The following is a 17,935-nucleotide window of genomic DNA, read 5'->3' on the forward strand; positions in this document are numbered from 1 at the left end:
CGACCTCGTTTCGTTGCACCGCTCGTCGCGGTGGCATGACCCCCGATCCTCGGCGGTCCTTCCAAGTTCTCGTCGCCGAACGCATGGAGGGCTGCAGCATGTTCGGACTCATCTGGGTGGTCGTCGCCCGCACTCGCGTCGCACTCCGACGATTCATGCCGTCGAACCTCCTGCTCGACGCCATCCACACGCGTCGGGGGCTCAAGTGGGGTGTGCCGGCGATGCTGCTCGCGGTTCCCTACGGGCTTGGAGCGATGCTGTGCTTCGGACTCGCCGAAGGCGGCGCTCCCGGATGGCTCAATCTCGTCGGGCTGCTCTGCGTCTGGAACGCGCTCAAGTTCGCGGTCGCAGGACCAGCGACGCTGGTTCGGCTTGCTCGAGTGCGGACGCAGGAGGCCCGTGCGCGTCGGGCATCGGCGGGTGCGCGCGAAGCGGATGAGGTCCTTGGCATTGGTGTCCCTGCGGGCCGCGTCGTCGACCACGCGTCGGTCGAGCTGGTCAGGTAGAGATTCTCATCGCCGGATGACCGGCACGGCACTGTTGGCGCACCTGTTCTTCGCGCAATTCTTGTGGCACGAGGATGCCGCAAGCAGGAGGTACAGCCATGACGGTCCCGCAGGAGCAGTTCGATGACCTCCTGAGCCGAACTGCGCTCGCGGCGCTGTTCTACTACCCCGAGATCGCCGTCGACGACGACGACTACGACCTGCAGCGGGACATCGCCTACTGCCTCGAGCCGATCGAAGGATTGCCGACCGAGGACCTCGAGCGCCTCCGCACCGTCGTCGGACGCGTCATCACCAATCCGTCGGCGCATCGCTCCGAGCTCCTCGCCCTAGTGATCGAGCTCGCACCGCCACCTGGTGACTAGGGTTCGCCCGTGCCTGACCGGGATCACGACGACGAGGCCGCTGAGGCTGCCGCGAAGCTCGAACACACCCGCGAGGTGAAGCGACGCTGGCGGGAGGCGAATCTCGATCGCGTCCACGAGCAGAGCCGGGCCTGGAAGGCAGCCAACCCGGAGCGAGTTCGGGAGCTCAACCGACGCTGGCGCGAGGAGCACCTCGATCGTTCACGCCAGCAGAATCGCGACTCGGCTCGCCGCGCGGCCGTGCGGAGGCGTCGCGAGGCTGAGACGAGGCGGAAGGCAAGGGAACGGTCGAAGCGCTGGCGTGAGGAGCATCCCGAGCAGGTGCGCACGTACCAGTGGCGATGGGTCGAGGCGAACCGCGACAAGGTGCGCGAGTACTACAACCGCTACTACGAGACGCACCGAGAAGAGGTGAGCGCTCGCGCCGCTGCCCGCCGCGACGCCGACCCGGAGGGCACGCGGCGCGCGTCGAGGGAGTGGGCTGATCGGAACAAGGCGCGTCGGGCGGAACTTCAACGCAAACGGCGGAGCGATCCGGATATCTATCAGGCGGAGTTGGAAGCGAACGCTGCGGCGCGGAGGCTGAAGCGGCGTCTGGCTCGTGCTGGACTGCCGCCCAAGCGGCTCCACGCAACGTCCGCCGCGGAGCGGCGTGCGCACGACCGAGAGGCCGACGCATACTTCGGTGATCCGTCGCTCAACGAGCGTGTGCGGCAGTTCACTGTCTTCGCCGGATCATTGACCGAACACATGCTCGAGCATGGCGCCACCATGCGGAAGTTCGCGGAGGAGTATGCCGCACATCGTGAGCGAGTGGGCCTACCTCCTGTCGACGTCGAACGCATCGTTTTCGCCCGCGCAGTGGAGATCGTAACCGACCGCCTGCCCAGGATTGATCCTCTGACGGGCCGGGACGTCGCAGCCGCCTGTCGTAGTACACAGGCCGTAATGCGGCTGGAAGAACGGCGTCAGCAGTTCGACCGATTCGTGAAGTTACTCGCGTCGCACGTCGAGAAGCACCTAGCGCGGTTGACTGACGAAGCGGCGATTGAGAACCGGGCTCGCCGATTACATCGTCGACCCCCGGCCCCCCTGGAGTCCCTGGTTTTCAAGGTCGCAATCGAGGAACTCGTCCCCGACCTGACGACCACTCGACTCACGGTCGAGGACGTTCGGAGAGCCGTGCGAGCGGCGAGGGCGCGCGTTACGTTCGCGGTCGACCGCGAATGGTCCCGCGCCGAGCCAGGTCGAGGGTCGAGTCTGGGTCACTAGGGCGAGCCGCACCTGCGGGCCGTTGAATCCTCAGAGCCTCGGATTGAACTGCCTGGCTCTCTTTCAAACCGGATTGTGCATTGATTCGCGACCCGTTGAGTCTGGCTCCTGGGCGTGCGCCACCCCGAACTGGACGCATCCGCGGCGATGTCCGTCTGCGCCACTACCCTGAGAGCAGTCCCCGGGGGGACGTAACTGTAGTGCGCATAGCCGCGTGTAGGAGGAGCCACCGAGTATGACCCGAACCCCTACCAGCCGATCGAGATTCTCATCTGAGGAGTATGTCAGCAAGCGCAGCGCGGCGAACGAGTCGCCGAAGGTGGTGACGTGGTAGTGGCTCTCAAGAAGTCGGACCTGTACAGCTCTCTCTGGGCAAGCTGCGACCAGCTTCGTGGCGGTATGGACGCCAGCCAGTACAAGGATTACATCCTGACGATGCTGTTCATGAAGTACGTCTCGGACAAGGCGGCATCTGATCCCGACAGCCTCATCGAGGTACCCGAGGGTGGGTCGTTCGATGACATGTTCGCCGCCAAGAACGACAAGGAAATCGGCGACCGCTTCAACAAGATCATCGGCAAGCTGGCCGATGCTAACGGCCTGCGCAACGTCATCGACCTGGCGGACTTCAACGATGCGGAGAAGCTCGGCAATGGCAAGGAGATGCAGGACCGCCTGTCGAAGCTCGTAACCATCTTCAGGGACCTCGACTTCCGCGGCTCTCGGGCGGAGGGCGACGACCTGCTGGGCGACGCATATGAGTACCTCATGCGCCACTTCGCCACTGAATCAGGCAAGAGCAAGGGGCAATTCTACACGCCGGCTGAGGTCTCGCGCGTGCTCGCGAAGGTCGTCGGCATCGGCAGCTCCACCAGTCAGGACGAGACCGTCTACGACGCGGCCTGCGGGTCTGGCTCTCTGCTCCTGAAGGCTGCTGCGGAGGCTCCTCGCGGGATGACGATCTACGGCCAGGAGAAGGACAACGCAACCTGGGCCCTCGCCAGGATGAATATGATCCTCCACGGCAACGCGACGGCGGAGATCTTCAAGGGCGACACCATCACGAATCCGCAGCTCACTAACGGCAAGAGCCTGAAGACGTTCGACTACGTCGTGATGAATCCGCCGTTCTCCATCAAGTCATGGAACAACGGACTTGAAGAGGACTACGGGCGGTTCGAGTACGGTATGCCGCCCGAGAAGAACGGCGACTACGCCTTCCTCCTTCATGCACTGGCCTCTTTGAAGTCCGAGGGGAAGGCTGCCGTCATCCTGCCGCATGGCGTCCTGTTCCGCGGGAACGCCGAAGGCAACATCCGGCGTGAGCTGCTCAAGCGTGGCTTCATCAAGGGAGTCATCGGCCTGCCGGCGAACCTCTTCTACGGCACGGGAATCCCCGCGTGCATCGTGCTCCTGGACAAGGAGAACGCGGTCAGCCGGACGGGTGTCTTCATGGTGGATGCCAGTAAAGGGTTCATCAAGGACGGCAATAAGAATCGCCTCCGCGATCAGGACATCCACAAGATCGTCGATACGTTCAACCGTCAGTTGCCGATCAACGGCTACTCGCGAATGGTGCCGCTCAGCGAGATCGCTGATCCGAAGAACGACTACAACCTCAACATCCCGCGCTATATCGACAGTTCCGAGCCCGAGGATATTCAGGATCTCTCCGGACACATCCACGGCGGCATCCCGAACCGCGACATCGACGCCTTGGAGCACTACTGGGAGGCGCTACCCGCTCTGAAGGATGCTCTCTTCGAGCCGCTCCGCGAGGGCTATTCGAAGCTCACAGTCGAGCCGTCCGAGGTGCAAGATTACGCACTGAATCGCAGCGGGCTCGAGTTCCTCCGCGCCGACGTCGAGAAAGTCGTCAATGAGTGGTTCGAAGCGCACCTCTCGGTGCTCCTCACGATCGATGCCGAGACCATGCCCAACGATCTGATTCGAGTTCTCGGCGACGACCTGCTCGCTCGGTTCAAGGACATGCCTCTGCTCGACGAATACGACGTCTACCAGCAGCTCATGAGGTACTGGAACGACACGATGCACGACGACGTGTATCTGCTCATGACCGAGCTGGGCAACGGAGGTTCGTGGGCAAGCGCCGCCAAGCCTCGCGCGGCGATCGAGGACAAGGAGCGGAAGCTCACCGAGGACGCAGACCTGGAGATCGGCAGCGGGCGTGCCAAGAAAAAGTTCAAGATGGATCTCATCCCGCCGGCCCTCGTCGTGTCGCGATACTTTGCTGCCGAACGGGCGAAGGTGGAAGAGCTCCAAGTTGCCGCGGACGATGCTACCCGCGCCGTCGAAGAGTACGTTGAAGAGCACGCTGTCGAAGACGGCCTGCTTGCCGAGGCCATGGATGACGAGAAGATCTCAAAAGTGCTCGCAGCTAGACGCCTGCGCGCGATCAAGGGCTCAGGCGACAAGGAAGAGATCACCGCACTGAACCATCTGATCAGTCTTTACGGCACTGAAGCCACCGCGAAGAAGGCGGCAAAGGACGCTCAGACAAGACTCGACGAGCTGACGCTGCGTCAGTACGGTGCCCTCACTGACAGCGACGTGCAGGAGCTTCTGCTTGATGACAAGTGGCACTCCGCAGTCGCGACGAAGATCGACGGCGAAGTCAACGCGCTGACCCTCGCGCTCGTGGCACGCATTCAGCAACTCGGCGAGCGCTACGCCGCAACCGTCGCGGACCTCGACTTTGAACTGGAAGAGCTCGAAGCCAAGGTCGCAGGCCATCTCGCTGCAATGGGGGTCAGATAGTGGGCGCTGCGGCTATGCCCCATGGTTGGTATGACGCCGCTCTGTTCGACCTGGTGACGATCAAGAGTGGTCAAGTCGATCCCCGCGTGTCCCCTTATCGAGAGTTGCCACTGATTGCGCCGGATCACCTCGCATCCGGGACGGGTCGGCTGATCAAGAAGGTGTCTGCATCGGCGCAGGGAGCCATTAGCGGCAAGTACCTCGTACGGCCCGGCGAAGTCATCTACAGCAAGATTCGTCCATACCTGCAGAAGGCGTATAGGTGCGACTTCGAAGCCCTCTGCAGCGCAGATATGTACCCGCTCACGCCTCGTCGTGGCGTGGACTCCTCGTTCATACTGCACTCGCTCCTTGGGCACGACTTCACAAACTTCGCTGTCAGCGTTTCCGCGCGAAGCGGCATCCCTAAGATCAATCGTGAGGAACTCGCCGAGTACCGGATGTCGGTGCCGGGTTGGGCCGAACAACGCGCGATCGGCCAGGCACTCGATGACGCCGACAACCTTATCGCTGCGCTGGAGCGCCTCATCGCAAAAAAGCAGGCGATCAAACAGGGCATGATGCAGCAGCTCCTGACCGGCGAGACCCGCCTTCCCAGCTATACCGGGATGCGGGTCGAGTGCACTCTCGGTGAGGTGGCGCGAATCAAAACTGGGTCGCGGAACAACCAGGACAAGGTGGCCAGCGGTAGGTACCCGTTCTTCGTCCGATCGGCAACGGTCGAGCGGATCAACTCCTACTCGTATGACTGTGAAGCCGTCCTCGTGCCTGGTGAGGGTGGTATTGGATCCATCTTCCATTACGTCGACGGCAAGTTCGAGGTTCACCAGCGCGTTTACATGATTAGTGGCTTCGCACCAGATGTGAGTGGTCGCTATATCTACCACTTCATGCGCCAATACTTCGGAGCCCACGCGATGGAGAACAGCGTAAAGGCGACCGTTGACTCGCTTCGACTGCCCACATTCAAGAATTTTCTCCTTCAGGTTCCGCCGGTTGATGAGCAACGAGCAATCGTTGATGCGATGGACGATGCCGAGGCAGAATTGCGGTTGCTCCGGGGCCGCCTAGAGAAGGCGCGCGTCATCAAGCAAGGCATGATGCAGCAACTTCTCACAGGCCGCGCGCGCCTCCCCGTGGAGGCGCTGGAATGAGAGTCCTGAACACTGACTGGGCGATCGAGCAGCTAGACAAGTTCATTGTGCAGACCGTGATGCGCACCAGTAGCAGCTCGAGCGGCGGCGCGGTCGTCATCACAGCGCGCAATTACACGGCCGCCCCGGATGCAGAGGTAGCCAAGCAGGCCCAGGTGGTCGAGAGAATCTTCGACCGCGTGATCCCAGATTGGCGGACCGAAATCGAGAACTCTAAGAACAACCGCTGGACGCGCCATCGTGAAGCCGCGATTCGCGCGCGCGCGGAACTCGTCCGTGCCGAGGAGATCTGGCAGAACCTGGGCGACGACGCGCCTGAGATCTCCGCCGCCAACCTGCACCGATCGATCTGGAGTGGTGCCCGTTCGCTCTGGCAGTCAGGCCACTATGTACAGGCCGTTCGTGATGCCGTGACCAAGCTGAACGCAGAAACACAGAACAAGGTCGGTCGCCGCGACGTGAGCGAGACAGACCTCTTCAAGCAGTCCTTCTCGCTCGACGAAGCGAAGCCAGGCAAGGCGCGCCTGCGTCGTATGCCGCCGGAGGACCGTGACACGTATCGCTCGGTGCAGCGCGGGGCGATGGCGTTCGCCGAGGGTGTGTTCGCGGGAATCCGTAATCCCCTCTCACATGAGGCGGACCAGGAGCTCACCGAGCAGGTGGCGCTCGAGTACCTGGCGGCGCTGAGCGTGCTCGCGCGTTGGGTAGATGAATCAGTGGTGGAGCACGCAGGGGGAGGATCATGAGCACAGTCGGACAGATCGAGAAGAAGGCGCAGGACCGCGTTGTGAAGCTGTTCACGGAGCAGCTCGACTACGAGTATCTCGGCGACTGGCATGACGGCAACCGGACCAACGGGATCGAGGCCGATCTCCTCAGTCAGAACTTGCGCGCTCGGAACTACGACGAGGTGCTCATCAGCCGCGCCATCGATCAGCTTGAGAAGGCCGCCGCGGTCGGGGTCGGCCACAACCTTTACGAGGCGAACCGCGACGTCTACCAGCTGCTTCGCTACGGCGTGAAGGTCAAGGCCGCGGCCGGCGAATCGACCCAGACGATCTGGCTTATCGACTGGCAGACTCCGTCGGCCAATCACTTCGCCATCGCCGAGGAAGTCACGGTACTCGGTCACCACACCAAGCGCCCGGACATCGTTCTCTACGTCAACGGCCTTGCGCTCGGAATCATTGAGCTGAAGCGCTCCAAGGTGTCATTGACCGAAGGTATTCGGCAATCTATCGGCAATCAGAGCAAAGACTTCATCCGTCCGTTCTTCTCGACCGTCCAGTATCTGTTCGCCGGCAACGATGCCGAGGGGCTGCGCTACGGCGTCATTGATACGCCCGAGAAGTATTGGCTGGAGTGGAAGGAGGAATCGGACGTCGACTCGCCGCTCGATCGGGCACTCCTGCAGATGTGCGCGAAGGACCGTCTCCTCGAGCTGATCCACGACTTCATCGTCTTCGACAAGGGAGTCAAGAAGGGCCCGCGCCACAACCAGTACTTTGGCGTCAAGGCGGCGCAGAAGCGCATCGCGCGGCGCGAGGGCGGCATCATCTGGCACACCCAAGGGTCGGGCAAGAGCCTGACGATGGTCTGGCTCGCCAAGTGGATCCGCGAGTCCCAGGTCGGCACTGATCCCCGCGTACTCATCATCACGGACCGCACCGAACTCGACGAGCAGATCGAGAAGGTCTTCAAAGGCGTCAACGAGTCCATCTACCGGACTAAGAGCGGCGCCGATCTCATCGCCACGCTCAACACGTCTGAGGAGTGGCTCATCGGGTCACTCGTTCACAAATTCCGCGATAGCACCGACGACGGGGACGCCGACGCCGACGACTACATTGCCGAACTCAACGCTGCGCTTCCGAAGGACTTCCGCGCCAAGGGCAACATCTTCGTCTTCGTCGATGAGGCGCACCGCACCCAGTCCGGCAAGATGCACCGTGCTATGAAGCAACTCCTGCCGGACGCCATGTTCATCGGCTTCACCGGAACGCCGCTCCTGAAGGCCGACAAGGCGACCAGCATCGAGACCTTCGGCTCGTTCATCCATACCTACAAGTTCGACGAGGCCGTAACTGACGGGGTCGTGCTCGACCTCCTCTACGAAGCGCGCGATATCGATCAGGGCCTGACCTCTCCGGCCCACGTCGATAAGTGGTTCGACGTCAAGACCAAGGGCATGACCGACCTCTCTCGCGCTGAGCTCAAGAAGCGCTGGGGCACCATGCAGAAGGTTGTCTCTAGCAAGTCCCGCGCGGAGCAGATCGTCGCGGACATCCTGATCGACATGGAAACCAAGCCGCGCTTGATGGATCGCCGCGGCAACGCGATGCTCGTGGGCTCCAGCATCTACCAGGCATGCAAGTTCTACGACTTATTCGTCGCGGCTGGCTTTAAGGGCAAGTGCGCCATCGTCACGAGCTACCAGCCGAACGTCACCGAAATCTCGAAAGAGGACGCGGGCGCGGGGAAGACCGAGAAGCTGGCGCAGTACGACACCTACCGCCGCATGCTGGCCGACTACTTCGACGAGGCCGAAGACGCCGCCATGGGGCGCGTCGAAGAGTTCGAGTCCGCGGTTAAGAAGCAGTTCATCGAAGAGCCGGGCCAGATGCGGCTGCTCATCGTGGTGGACAAGCTCCTCACAGGCTTCGACGCGCCGAGCGCCACCTATCTCTACATCGACAAGAAGATGCAAGACCACGGCCTCTTCCAGGCGATCTGCCGTGTTAACCGTCTCGACGGCGACGACAAGGACTACGGCTACATCGTCGATTACCGGGATCTGTTCAACTCGCTTGAGAGCGCCATCAACGACTACACCTCCGGCGCGCTTGAGGGCTACGAGAAGCAAGACATCGACGGTCTGCTGACCGACCGCATTGACAAGGCCCAAGACGATCTCGAGGACGCCCTTGAGCGGATCCGCGCGCTCTGCGAGCCGGTGCTTCCGCCCAAGGGGACGGATCAGTACCGCGCCTACTTCGTCGCTCAAGAGGCGGGAAACTCTGACCAGATTAAGGCTAACGAACCGAAGCGCGTTGAGCTCTACAAAGCGGTCTCAGCGGTCACGCGCGCCTTCGCCAACATCGCCAATGACATGGCTGAGGCGGGTTATAGCCCGGCCGACGTCGAGAAGGTCCGGAAGGAAATTTCCCACTACAGTGACGTGCGTGCGGAGGTGAAGCTCGCCGCCGGCGAAGACGTTGACTTCAAGGCGTACGAAGCCGACATGCGCTTTCTGCTCGACACCTACATCAAGGCTGGTGCCTCGCAGGTGGTGTCGAACTTCGAGGACACTGGACTTATCGACTTGATCGTGAAGCTGGGCCCCGGCGCTATCGACAGGCTCCCGCCCGGCGTCAAGAAGAGCAAGGACGCGGTCGCCGAAACCATCGTCAACAACATGCGCAAGGTCATCATCGATGAGCATGCGCTGAACCCGAAGTTCTATGACCGCATGAGCGAGCTGCTCGATGCGATTCTCGAAGAACGCCGCAAGCAGGCGCTCGATTACGAGGCCTACCTCGCCACGATCCTCGACGCCGCGCAGCAGCTCGGTCGCAAGGACACCGGTAAGAGCTACCCAACGTGGGTGAAGCACGGCGGGCAGAAGGCGCTCATCGACACGCTCGATGACGATGCGGACCTCGCGCGAAGTGTCGACTCCGCAGTGCGCAACGTGAAGAAGCATGACTGGGTTGACCACCCAATGAAGCGAAAGCAAGTCAAGCAAGCCATCGCCCGGTCGCTGCCCGACGGCGACGACCGTCTGGAAACGGTCTTCAATCTCGTGAGGTCTCGCGATGAGTACCGCTAGCGCCTACCTCACTGTCCGCGGACTCGACATCGATATCGTCCGTAAGGACATCAAGCATCTCCACGTCGGTGTCTACCCCCCTGCCGGTCGCGTCCGCGTTGCTGCCCCACTTAGCTTCGACGACGAGCACATCCGATTGGCGGTGATCCAACGACTGGCCTGGATTCGGCGCCAGCGTAAGGAGCTTCAGAGTGCTCAGCGACAGTCCTTCCGCGAGATGATCACGGGAGAATCGCACTACGTATGGGGCCTTCGAAAGCGCCTGAAAGTAGTCGAGCGGCCTGGACGCGCGCATGTCGAGGTCGATGGCGACCGGCTTGCGCTCTTTGTGGCGCCGGACGCCTCGGTTGAGCAGCGCCGCGCCTATCTCGAACGGTGGTATCGGGAGCAACTCCGATCCGCTCTGCCCGACCTCATCAGCAAGTGGGAACAACGCCTTGAGGTGACTGTCCCGAGGTGGACGATCCGAAAGATGAAGACCAAGTGGGGTTCGTGCAACCGCGAGACCCGCGACCTCTGGTTCAACGTTGAGCTCGCCAAGAAGCACCCGGATTGCCTTGAGTACATCGTGGTGCACGAGCTCACCCACTATTTCGACGGCAACCATGGAGCCCGATTCACCGCACTGATGGACCGCAACCTACCCGACTGGCGCGTGCGCCGGGAGGAACTCAACGGTGCACCGCTCGCGGAAGAGGATTGGACGGCATGAAGCTGACGCGCATCGAACTCGAGAACTATCGCCGACTTGACGACACCGAGATCGAGGTTCGCGACCACCTTGTGCTCGTCGGTGCGAACGATGTCGGCAAGTCATCGCTTCTCCGAGCGCTCGATCTGGTACTCGGCGCCAGCACCGCCCAGCTTTACTCGAACCTTGGCGTAGAGGATTTCCGCGACGCGAGCAAGGAGCTCCGATTCGAGGTGCAGCTTGTCGACTTCTCCAAGGAGGAGATGGCGCTCTTCGTGGACGAGATCTACGTCGATCCGGCCACAAACGACCGGTCGCTATCGATCCAGCTGACGGCGTCGGTCGACGCCAGCGAGTCCCTCAGCATCACCCGGATTGGACCGCACGCCGGCACGGGCCGTCAGTTGTCGCGCGACCAGATCGCTGGACTTGGCTGGAAGTTCCTTAGCGCGACAGCTCAAACTCGCGATCTCCGCGATGACCGTCGGTCAGCGCTCGACGAGATGCTGCGCGCTGTCGATCTCGGCGGTGAGAAGGCAAGCTTCGACGCCATTGCCACGAGCTTTCAAGACGCTTTGAACAACTCCACGACGCTTGGCGACCTGCGCACACAGCTCGCGGGCCAGCTCTCAAAGGCCCTCCCCGAAAAGCTCGCCGAGAAGGACCTCTCATTTGTGAGCGGTGCGTCCGCCGACGACGATGTGCTGAGCGATGTCCGATTGCGCGTCACGAAGGGTGGCGTGGAACACGAGCTGTCACAACAGTCCGACGGAACACGCGCGCTCTACGCGATCGCCCTCTACGACCTGATGAGTGCCGGTGCAAACGTTGTCGGAATCGATGAACCCGAGATTCATCTTCACCCCACCTCGCAGCGCAGCCTTGCCCGGCTGCTACGCGCCAGCAGCAACCAGAAGGTTCTCGCGACGCACTCCTCGGACATAGTCGGCGCGTTCGACGCCGATTCGATCGTGGTGGTCCGCCCTGGTGGCACAGTTGTCCAGCCGAGCGCTGGCTTCCTCGCCGCCGACGAACGCACCTTCGTTAAGTGGTGGGTACGAGACAAGCTCGAGCCGCTCACGGCGACTCGAGTGGTGACGGTTGAAGGGCTGTCCGATCGCATCATTCTGGAGCGGGTCGCTGATCTAACCGATCGCAACTTGGATCGTCTCGGCGTCTCGGTGATCGAGACCGACGGCGCGAGCGAGATCCGTCCCGTCGCAAAGCTCTTCGGCTCGACCGGATTCAACTTGGCGGTGTCTCGCCTCATCGACCTTGATGCGGAGCAGGAGGTGGCGGATGCGCTTGGCATTGCCGTGGCCGATCTCCGCACCAGCTCGGTGTTCACCTCGCAGCGCGATCTTGAAGACGAGTACGTGCGGGCGCTTGGCGGAACGAACGTCCAGGCTGCCCTCGCTAGTGGTGGCCACTTTTCAAAGAACGAGTTGGCGAACTGCACTGCGAACGGGCCCGCAGGCACGTACACCGATGCTGATGTCGCAGCCTTCTGCCGGGTAGGCAAGCGCAAGGTGCGAGCCGCACTGTCGGTGCTGCCCATCCTCACAGCTGCGAACGCCTCCGCGATCACGAGCATCGATTATCTCCTATCGGAAATTGCTCCGTAGATGATCAAGCCGACACCGTCGCAGCTCGCGATCCGCGACGCCGCAGCTCGTGACCTCCTCGTAATCGCGCCTGCGGGTTGTGGCAAGACCGAGGCGTTGGCGCTTCGCATCCAAGGCTTGCTCCAGCGTGAGGATGTGCGGGCTCCTCAGAAGATCCTGGTCACCACCTTCTCAAACCGAGCCCGCGACAACATCCGGGAACGCCTACAGGACTACCTCTCTCCGGCCGTGCTTCGCGAGCGGGTCTCGATCACCAACTTCCATGGACTGGCCGCCCGCGTGTTCCGAGCGCATGCCAACGTAATTGGACTTGACCCGGACATGATCATCCCGGACGGCGACTGGGTCGGCGCACAGTGCCGGGCCCAGAACTTCGATTTCAACACGTCAGCGGCAGTGCAGACGACGCTTCGCGAGGCAAAGCAGGAGCCGCGAACGGACGCCGAGGTGGAGGTCTACCTCAGTGCGCCGGGACGAGAGGCGGCACTTGCCATCGAGCGCCAGCGTGTCTCTGAAGGACGGCTCACCTACGACGACCTGCCGCGCATGGCCGAGCTGATACTCGCTAATGATGCTGTCGCCGAGCTGTACCGAGCGCACTTCGGCAGTCTGGTCGTCGACGAGTTCCAAGACCTCACGCCACAGCAGCTCCGGATAGTCAATCGAATCGGTTACAAGCAGACGACGTTCGCGGGGGACCTGGCGCAAGGAATCTACGGTTTCGCTGGCGCCAAGCCACGGGAGATTGATGCTGCCATTCGCGCCGAGTGCACCGAGGTAATCGAGTTCTCCGAGTCACATCGATCGTCTCCCGCCGTACTTGCGATGGTCAACGCGATGGCGCCGCTGACGGTCGGAACTGCGCTGTCATGCGCCGATGCCGCTTCATGGCCGGGTGGCGGGCTGGCCGCTTCCGTGGCGCATCAAGCCGCTGACGCAGAAGGTCAATGGGTGGCCAAGGTTGCTCAGGCTCTTGTATCCCGCGTTCCGGGGCAACGGATCGGCATCATCGCGCGTACTCTTGGCCGGCGCCGCTTCGTCGAAGCAGCGTTAACGGCGGCTGGCGTGCCGTTCTTCCGGTGGAACGATGGAGTCCTCGATACGGATACCGCCCGCATCATGAAGTCCATGCTTGGTCGGTTCGACGCCCGCGGTTACGACGCTGCCTCCGACAAGGTTGCATTCCTCCGGGATGCATCTGGGTTCGAGTCGGTCGCGGAGCCGACCGGTCGTGAGAGCTTGCTCGACGCGTTGCACTGGTGCCACGACCTCCTCCAAGAGGGAACAACGGCTACCGACATCCGCGCTCGGATCCAGGTCGGCGACGAGACGACGCTGATCACAGCACCAGGGGTGCATCTGCTCACAGGGCACGTCGGGAAGGGGCAGCAGTTCGATTGGGTCGTGATCGTGGGTCTCGAGGAAGGCGTCATCCCAGACTTCCGGGCAACAAGTGCCGAGGACAAGACCGAGGAGGCGCGAGTGTTGTCGGTCATGATATCCCGCGCGCGCCACGGCGTCATCGTGAGCCGAGCCGCGTCGGTGCCGACGAATTCGGGGAACCCGAAGAATCGGCCAGCTTCGTCGTTCCTGACTCAACTAGGGGCGGCAAAGCCGCTCGACGCTCAGGGTCTTGTTCAGTGGTTCAAGACGGCTGATTGGGCCGCGATCACTGCCCGCTAGATCGAAGCACAGAAGGAATACTGCATATGGCGTTGTCACTCGGCCCGATTCTGCTCGATGCGGGCATCGACCCGTCGGACGCGCTGGTGATCCGCCACGCCTACGTCCGCGAGCACGAGGACAGCGGCCTGCCAGGCATCCACGCTGACTCTACGGACGAGGAGATCCTGGCCTACACCCGGAATCAGCAGGTCGACACGAGACGATTCCCTGCTTTGCCGCCTCGGTACTGGGTGGTCTTCATCCGCGAGGGCGGTGACCAAGCGCGGCTGTGGGCGGTGGTCGAGAACGGCGGCGAGATCTCCAACGACGGTGTGCGCCGCATCTTCGACATGGTCGAGTCCGAGCACATGGCCGACCTGCGTGGACGCCTCGTCATCGGATGGAGGTCGCCGCGCACATGGTGGATGCGTGCCACCACGGCGGCGAGCTACCCGGTGATGGGCATCGCCGACGCGGAGCCGGTGCCGTTCCCAGGCTTTGACCGCCTCGTTCTCGATTACGCCCAGCTCCAAGCGGTCGTGCGCGAGCATCGCTACGCCTCCTGGCGTACCGCACTGTCTTCAGTCACGGGCGTCTACCTGATTACCGACACCCGCGATGGACGCCATTACGTCGGTAAGGCCGACGGCGAGGAGAGCATCCGGCAGCGATGGAACGCGTATGCCACCAACGGCCACGGCGGCAACGTCGAACTTCGAGGCCTCGATCCGTCAACCTTCCGGTACTCGCTGCTGCGCGTGTTCGACCCGTCGACGCCGACGCAGGTGGTGGATGCGGCCGAGGGTCATTTCAAGGTGGCGTTGGACACTCGCCGGCACGGGCTGAACCGGAACTAGCGGTGTGCGACGGCGTTGGTCCGCCCCGATAGGTTTGCACGTGAGCGCGAAGGGAACGATTGATGACCGGTGAAGTTGAGATCGTCAGCGACGGCGACGGGGCCATCGTCGCCGGCGAGCGTTCCGCGGTTGAGCGATTTCTTGAGCATGCCGGCCTCCTCAGTGGGGCGCAGGACTTCAGCATCAGCAAGCTGAGTCCGCTACTCAAAGCAGGATCTGGCATTGCGGAGACGGCTGCCGAGGTCGCCGAACAGTCAGCTTTGTACTTGAAGCTCACGCCCGAGTCCGCCCAGCGGCTTAAGGACGCGGGCGGGCTGATGAAGACCAAGACGAAGGGCATCAGCCACGCGATGCTCGGCGAAACAGGCAAGACCTCGCTCAAGTGGCTCCAGGTAGAGGATGGTCCAGGCTCGCTCCTGACCAACCCTGCAGTGCTCTCCGGTATCGGCGGACTCATGAGTCAGTTTGCACAGCAGGCGGAAGCGCGCGAACTGAAGGAACTGCTGGTTCGCCTCGACGAGAAGCTCGACGACGTGCGCCGCGCGCAGCGCGACGCTGTGCTCGCCAGGATGAGGAGCTCAGCAGCAGCGATCGACGAAGCGATGGTGCTACGGGCGCATGGCGGAGACCCCAAGACGACGTGGGACAAAGTCAGCGGGGTGTCCGAGTCGATCCTTAATGTGCAGGAGGAGGCGTTGCTCGCGCTTGGCGCCCTCGCCGACAAGGTCGAGGGCAAGCGGAAGACCGGAGAACTGAAGAAGGCCACCCGCGAGATCGAACGCGAGGTGGCGGTCCAGCTCGCGATCCTGGCGCGATGCTTCGAGCTCCAAGATGAGTTCCGCGTCGTCGAGATTGATCACGTGCTTGCCACAGCCCCGGAGAACCTTGAGGGTCACCGGCTTGGTGTTGCGGCCGCCCGAGAGCAGCGGCAGTCCGCTGTAGTCGAGCGAACGTCTCGCCTAATGGCGCAGATGGATGCCGCTGGTGGCATCGCGAATGAACACATCATCCTCCATGTCGGTGCGGCACGTTCGGTGATTGGAGCACTCAATTCAACTGCGGCAGCCGTTGATGACTTCCACGCACCCCTCGGAATCGAGTCGAGTCGCGAAACGCTTGGTGTGACGCCCTGGCGAGAGGCACTGCGCGACCCTCAACAGCGCGCTACCGCAGGCAAGGAGCTCAGTCAGAAGGCGCTGATCGGCGCCGCAGCCGCTGGGGTGGCTGTCGCGCTGGTTTCGAAGCCTGGGTCCAGGCCCGGCGCGTAGTCGATTCGCTGTCGTTGGTACAGCCGGCCGAGCGGTGGGGCAAGTCGCACGCGAGAGCTGAGGCTTCGAGACCGTGCTTTGCTGCGGCTGTGGAAGGCGCTACGACGGCGTCCGCGCTGCCAATTAACGACCGCGACTGGAACCCAACGTGTGGGTCAGGTCAAGATGTCACCTACGCGCGCAGCAGACCCACCCGGATGCTGTGGCGTCGGCTGCAAGCGGTCGGGCTGCTAGATCCTGACAAGTCCTCCTATGGGCGGTTGTTCGGCAAGCTGCGAAAGGCACTAACCGCAGCACAGGTGCCCGCGGACTTTCGCAGAATCGCGCTCGATGTGCTGAGTACCGCTGACGCCGGGCACAATACACGCAACGCGTTCGCCCACACGATCTTCATGAACCCCCCCCCAAGTTCGGCGACGACCTGTTGCGACCCGCCCGCCATGGGGTCGAATCCTGGCAACTCTCGAAGCTCGATGACGCAGCGAGCGACAGCCTGAGGACGGGCTGGCGCATGCGCGGCGTGTGGATCATCGCGCCGTACTGGATCGGCGGTCCGACCGACGGCTACGTAACCGCCGAGTTGCTGCGATCATGGACTCGCGTCGCGATGGGCCACATCGCAGACGTGCCGGGCGTCATCGAAGGGACGCCGGGTCCGGCCCCCGAACCGGCTGAGGGTTACGAGAAGTCCTCGGCGCAGGAATCCGCGCGCCGGTCAACACCCCACAGCGTCTAGCTCCGCGCGGCGACAAGGGAGACGTCGTCAAGTTCGATCTCCTCGTGAACGATCAGCCCAATGCAGACATGGTCGCAGTATTCGTTATCCCGGGAGGAGGTCTCGCGCCGGGAGAATGGTTGACGTCGAGAGGCGATCACGTCCGCGACTCACCCTGCGAGGCGCCGGATCACTAGTGGGGACTTGAAAGGAGCGACTGAATCGACCTGGCTTTCGTTCCCATCGAGCTGCCAGTCTCGCGGCGTGATGTATCAAGACATCGGCGACAGTTCTGCATCAGGACATCGGTGATACTGGGATGCTCTTGGGTCGTCGGCCGAGGGGTCTGCCGTTGCCGACGTACTTCACGCCCGGTGCCGGCCTGGGGTGCTCGATGGGGATGGTGCCGTCGAGATCGGCGACGAGGATCGCGTCGCCGTCTTCGATGACGATCACGTCGTCGCTGGCGCGTTGCCCACACTGCTGTCGCGCGGTCGCGGGCCCTGGGCCTTTTTGGGGCTCTTTTCAGCCACAAACAACTGCATCTGACGGCGACGAACGCCAAGCCGACCCACCCTCGATCACCTCGTTCTTCCCTATACTTGCTGGCATCCACAACCAAACACGTGCGCGCCCGCCACGATGCACCCCGTCAGGGGGTCAGGGGGTCAGGGGGTCAGGGGTTCGAGTCCCCTCAGATCCACCATTGTGATGTCTCGCGACATGTGTCTCATATGTCGCGAGACATCTGTCATTTCTGGGGCCAGCGGCCGGGTGGTTGGAGTTGGTTTCTCCAGTAGCTGTGGTTCGGTTGGATGGTGTGTTCGCTGAGGATCTCGCCGGTGTCGAGGTGGATCACGGTGACGGTGGTTTCGTCGATGAGGGCCAGGACGCGTTTGCCGCGGTGGTGGGAGCCGATGCCGAGGTGGTGCATGCGGGCGGCGCGTCGGAGGCTCATTTTGCCGTTGTTGCCGACGTGGTCGTAGCGGAGTCGGTAGTGGCCTTCGCGGTTGCCTGGGGGTAGCGCTTTCGGGGTTGCTTGGTATGCCTGGTCTGGGGTGGTGCCGTTGAGGGCGCGGTGGGGGCGGCGTTCGTTGTAGTGGGTGCGGAGTCGGTTGAGCTGGGTTGGGCGTGAGGAACGGACCGGTGACAGGTTGACCTGCCCCACGAATTCGGTTCCAGCCTGGGTCGCTAACTCGCGGCGTGGATG

14 protein-coding genes and 1 pseudogene are annotated in these 17,935 nt (G+C 62.6%); 13 read left to right on the forward strand and 2 right to left on the reverse strand.

All coding sequences use genetic code 11. The features are described 5' to 3' along the window. Positions 1–35 precede the first annotated feature (35 nt). The 13 genes from RH864_RS12800 (at position 36) to RH864_RS12860 (ending at position 16,746) form a co-directional block, all read left to right on the forward strand. A complete protein-coding gene (locus RH864_RS12800) occupies positions 36–506 on the forward strand; it encodes a sulfate permease (protein ID WP_310517939.1) in 471 nt (156 codons plus the stop codon). A 98-nt stretch (positions 507–604) separates the two neighbouring features. After that, the gene (locus RH864_RS12805; protein WP_310517940.1) at positions 605–871 is read left to right on the forward strand and encodes a hypothetical protein; all 267 of its coding nucleotides are present in this window, start codon (positions 605–607) and stop codon (positions 869–871) included. 9 nt (positions 872–880) lie between these two features. After that, positions 881–2,143 carry a hypothetical protein gene (locus tag RH864_RS12810; RefSeq protein ID WP_310517941.1) on the forward strand — a complete coding sequence of 421 codons (1,263 nt, stop codon included), beginning with the start codon at positions 881–883 and terminating at the stop codon, positions 2,141–2,143. 333 nt (positions 2,144–2,476) lie between these two features. Then, the gene (locus RH864_RS12815; RefSeq protein WP_310517942.1) at positions 2,477–4,921 is read left to right on the forward strand and encodes a type I restriction-modification system subunit M; all 2,445 of its coding nucleotides are present in this window, start codon (positions 2,477–2,479) and stop codon (positions 4,919–4,921) included. A 14-nt stretch (positions 4,922–4,935) separates the two neighbouring features. Next, positions 4,936–6,075: a restriction endonuclease subunit S gene (locus tag RH864_RS12820; protein WP_310517943.1), complete on the forward strand. Its 1,140-nt coding sequence runs from the start codon at positions 4,936–4,938 to the stop codon at positions 6,073–6,075. Next, complete coding sequence (locus RH864_RS12825; RefSeq protein ID WP_310517944.1) at positions 6,072–6,821, forward strand: TIGR02391 family protein; 750 nt, start codon at positions 6,072–6,074, stop codon at positions 6,819–6,821. The genes RH864_RS12820 and RH864_RS12825 overlap by 4 nt, the downstream gene beginning before the upstream one ends. After that, complete coding sequence (locus RH864_RS12830) at positions 6,818–9,904, forward strand: type I restriction endonuclease subunit R (RefSeq protein ID WP_310517945.1); 3,087 nt, start codon at positions 6,818–6,820, stop codon at positions 9,902–9,904. Before RH864_RS12825 ends, RH864_RS12830 begins: the two co-directional genes overlap by 4 nt. Next, positions 9,891–10,616, forward strand: a complete 726-nt coding sequence (locus RH864_RS12835; protein ID WP_310517946.1) for a M48 family metallopeptidase — start codon at positions 9,891–9,893, stop codon at positions 10,614–10,616. Before RH864_RS12830 ends, RH864_RS12835 begins: the two co-directional genes overlap by 14 nt. Continuing rightward, complete coding sequence (locus tag RH864_RS12840; RefSeq protein WP_310517947.1) at positions 10,613–12,220, forward strand: ATP-dependent nuclease; 1,608 nt, start codon at positions 10,613–10,615, stop codon at positions 12,218–12,220. Before RH864_RS12835 ends, RH864_RS12840 begins: the two co-directional genes overlap by 4 nt. Next, positions 12,221–13,903 (forward strand): ATP-dependent helicase, encoded by a 1,683-nt coding sequence (locus tag RH864_RS12845; RefSeq protein ID WP_310517948.1) that lies wholly within the window; start codon positions 12,221–12,223, stop codon positions 13,901–13,903. Positions 13,904–13,929: 26 nt separating this feature from the next. Continuing rightward, positions 13,930–14,742, forward strand: coding sequence for a GIY-YIG nuclease family protein (locus tag RH864_RS12850; RefSeq protein WP_310517949.1), 813 nt, complete (start codon positions 13,930–13,932; stop codon positions 14,740–14,742). A gap of 62 nt (positions 14,743–14,804) precedes the next feature. Beyond that, positions 14,805–16,010, forward strand: coding sequence for a hypothetical protein (locus RH864_RS12855; RefSeq protein ID WP_310517950.1), 1,206 nt, complete (start codon positions 14,805–14,807; stop codon positions 16,008–16,010). 511 nt (positions 16,011–16,521) lie between these two features. Further along, positions 16,522–16,746, forward strand: coding sequence for a hypothetical protein (locus RH864_RS12860; protein ID WP_310517951.1), 225 nt, complete (start codon positions 16,522–16,524; stop codon positions 16,744–16,746). Positions 16,747–17,022: 276 nt separating this feature from the next. Here the strand turns inward: RH864_RS12860 and RH864_RS12865 are convergent, their stop codons facing one another. Beyond that, complete coding sequence (locus tag RH864_RS12865; RefSeq protein ID WP_310517952.1) at positions 17,023–17,181, reverse strand: hypothetical protein; 159 nt, start codon at positions 17,179–17,181, stop codon at positions 17,023–17,025. Positions 17,182–17,476: 295 nt separating this feature from the next. Continuing rightward, positions 17,477–17,935, reverse strand: a pseudogene (locus RH864_RS12870) (hypothetical protein); the annotation flags it as partial.

Origin of the sequence: Agromyces aerolatus, from assembly GCF_031432255.1 — a bacterium.
Lineage (GTDB): Bacteria > Actinomycetota > Actinomycetes > Actinomycetales > Microbacteriaceae > Agromyces.

Coding starts and splice junctions, on each gene's coding strand:
- RH864_RS12800 (WP_310517939.1), top strand. CDS start 36: ATGACCCCCGATCCTCGGCGGTCCTTCCAAGTTCTCGTCGCCGAACGC.
- RH864_RS12805 (WP_310517940.1), top strand. CDS start 605: ATGACGGTCCCGCAGGAGCAGTTCGATGACCTCCTGAGCCGAACTGCG.
- RH864_RS12820 (WP_310517943.1), top strand. CDS start 4,936: ATGCCCCATGGTTGGTATGACGCCGCTCTGTTCGACCTGGTGACGATC.
- RH864_RS12825 (WP_310517944.1), top strand. CDS start 6,072: ATGAGAGTCCTGAACACTGACTGGGCGATCGAGCAGCTAGACAAGTTC.
- RH864_RS12830 (WP_310517945.1), top strand. CDS start 6,818: ATGAGCACAGTCGGACAGATCGAGAAGAAGGCGCAGGACCGCGTTGTG.
- RH864_RS12835 (WP_310517946.1), top strand. CDS start 9,891: ATGAGTACCGCTAGCGCCTACCTCACTGTCCGCGGACTCGACATCGAT.
- RH864_RS12840 (WP_310517947.1), top strand. CDS start 10,613: ATGAAGCTGACGCGCATCGAACTCGAGAACTATCGCCGACTTGACGAC.
- RH864_RS12845 (WP_310517948.1), top strand. CDS start 12,221: ATGATCAAGCCGACACCGTCGCAGCTCGCGATCCGCGACGCCGCAGCT.
- RH864_RS12850 (WP_310517949.1), top strand. CDS start 13,930: ATGGCGTTGTCACTCGGCCCGATTCTGCTCGATGCGGGCATCGACCCG.
- RH864_RS12855 (WP_310517950.1), top strand. CDS start 14,805: ATGACCGGTGAAGTTGAGATCGTCAGCGACGGCGACGGGGCCATCGTC.
- RH864_RS12860 (WP_310517951.1), top strand. CDS start 16,522: ATGCGCGGCGTGTGGATCATCGCGCCGTACTGGATCGGCGGTCCGACC.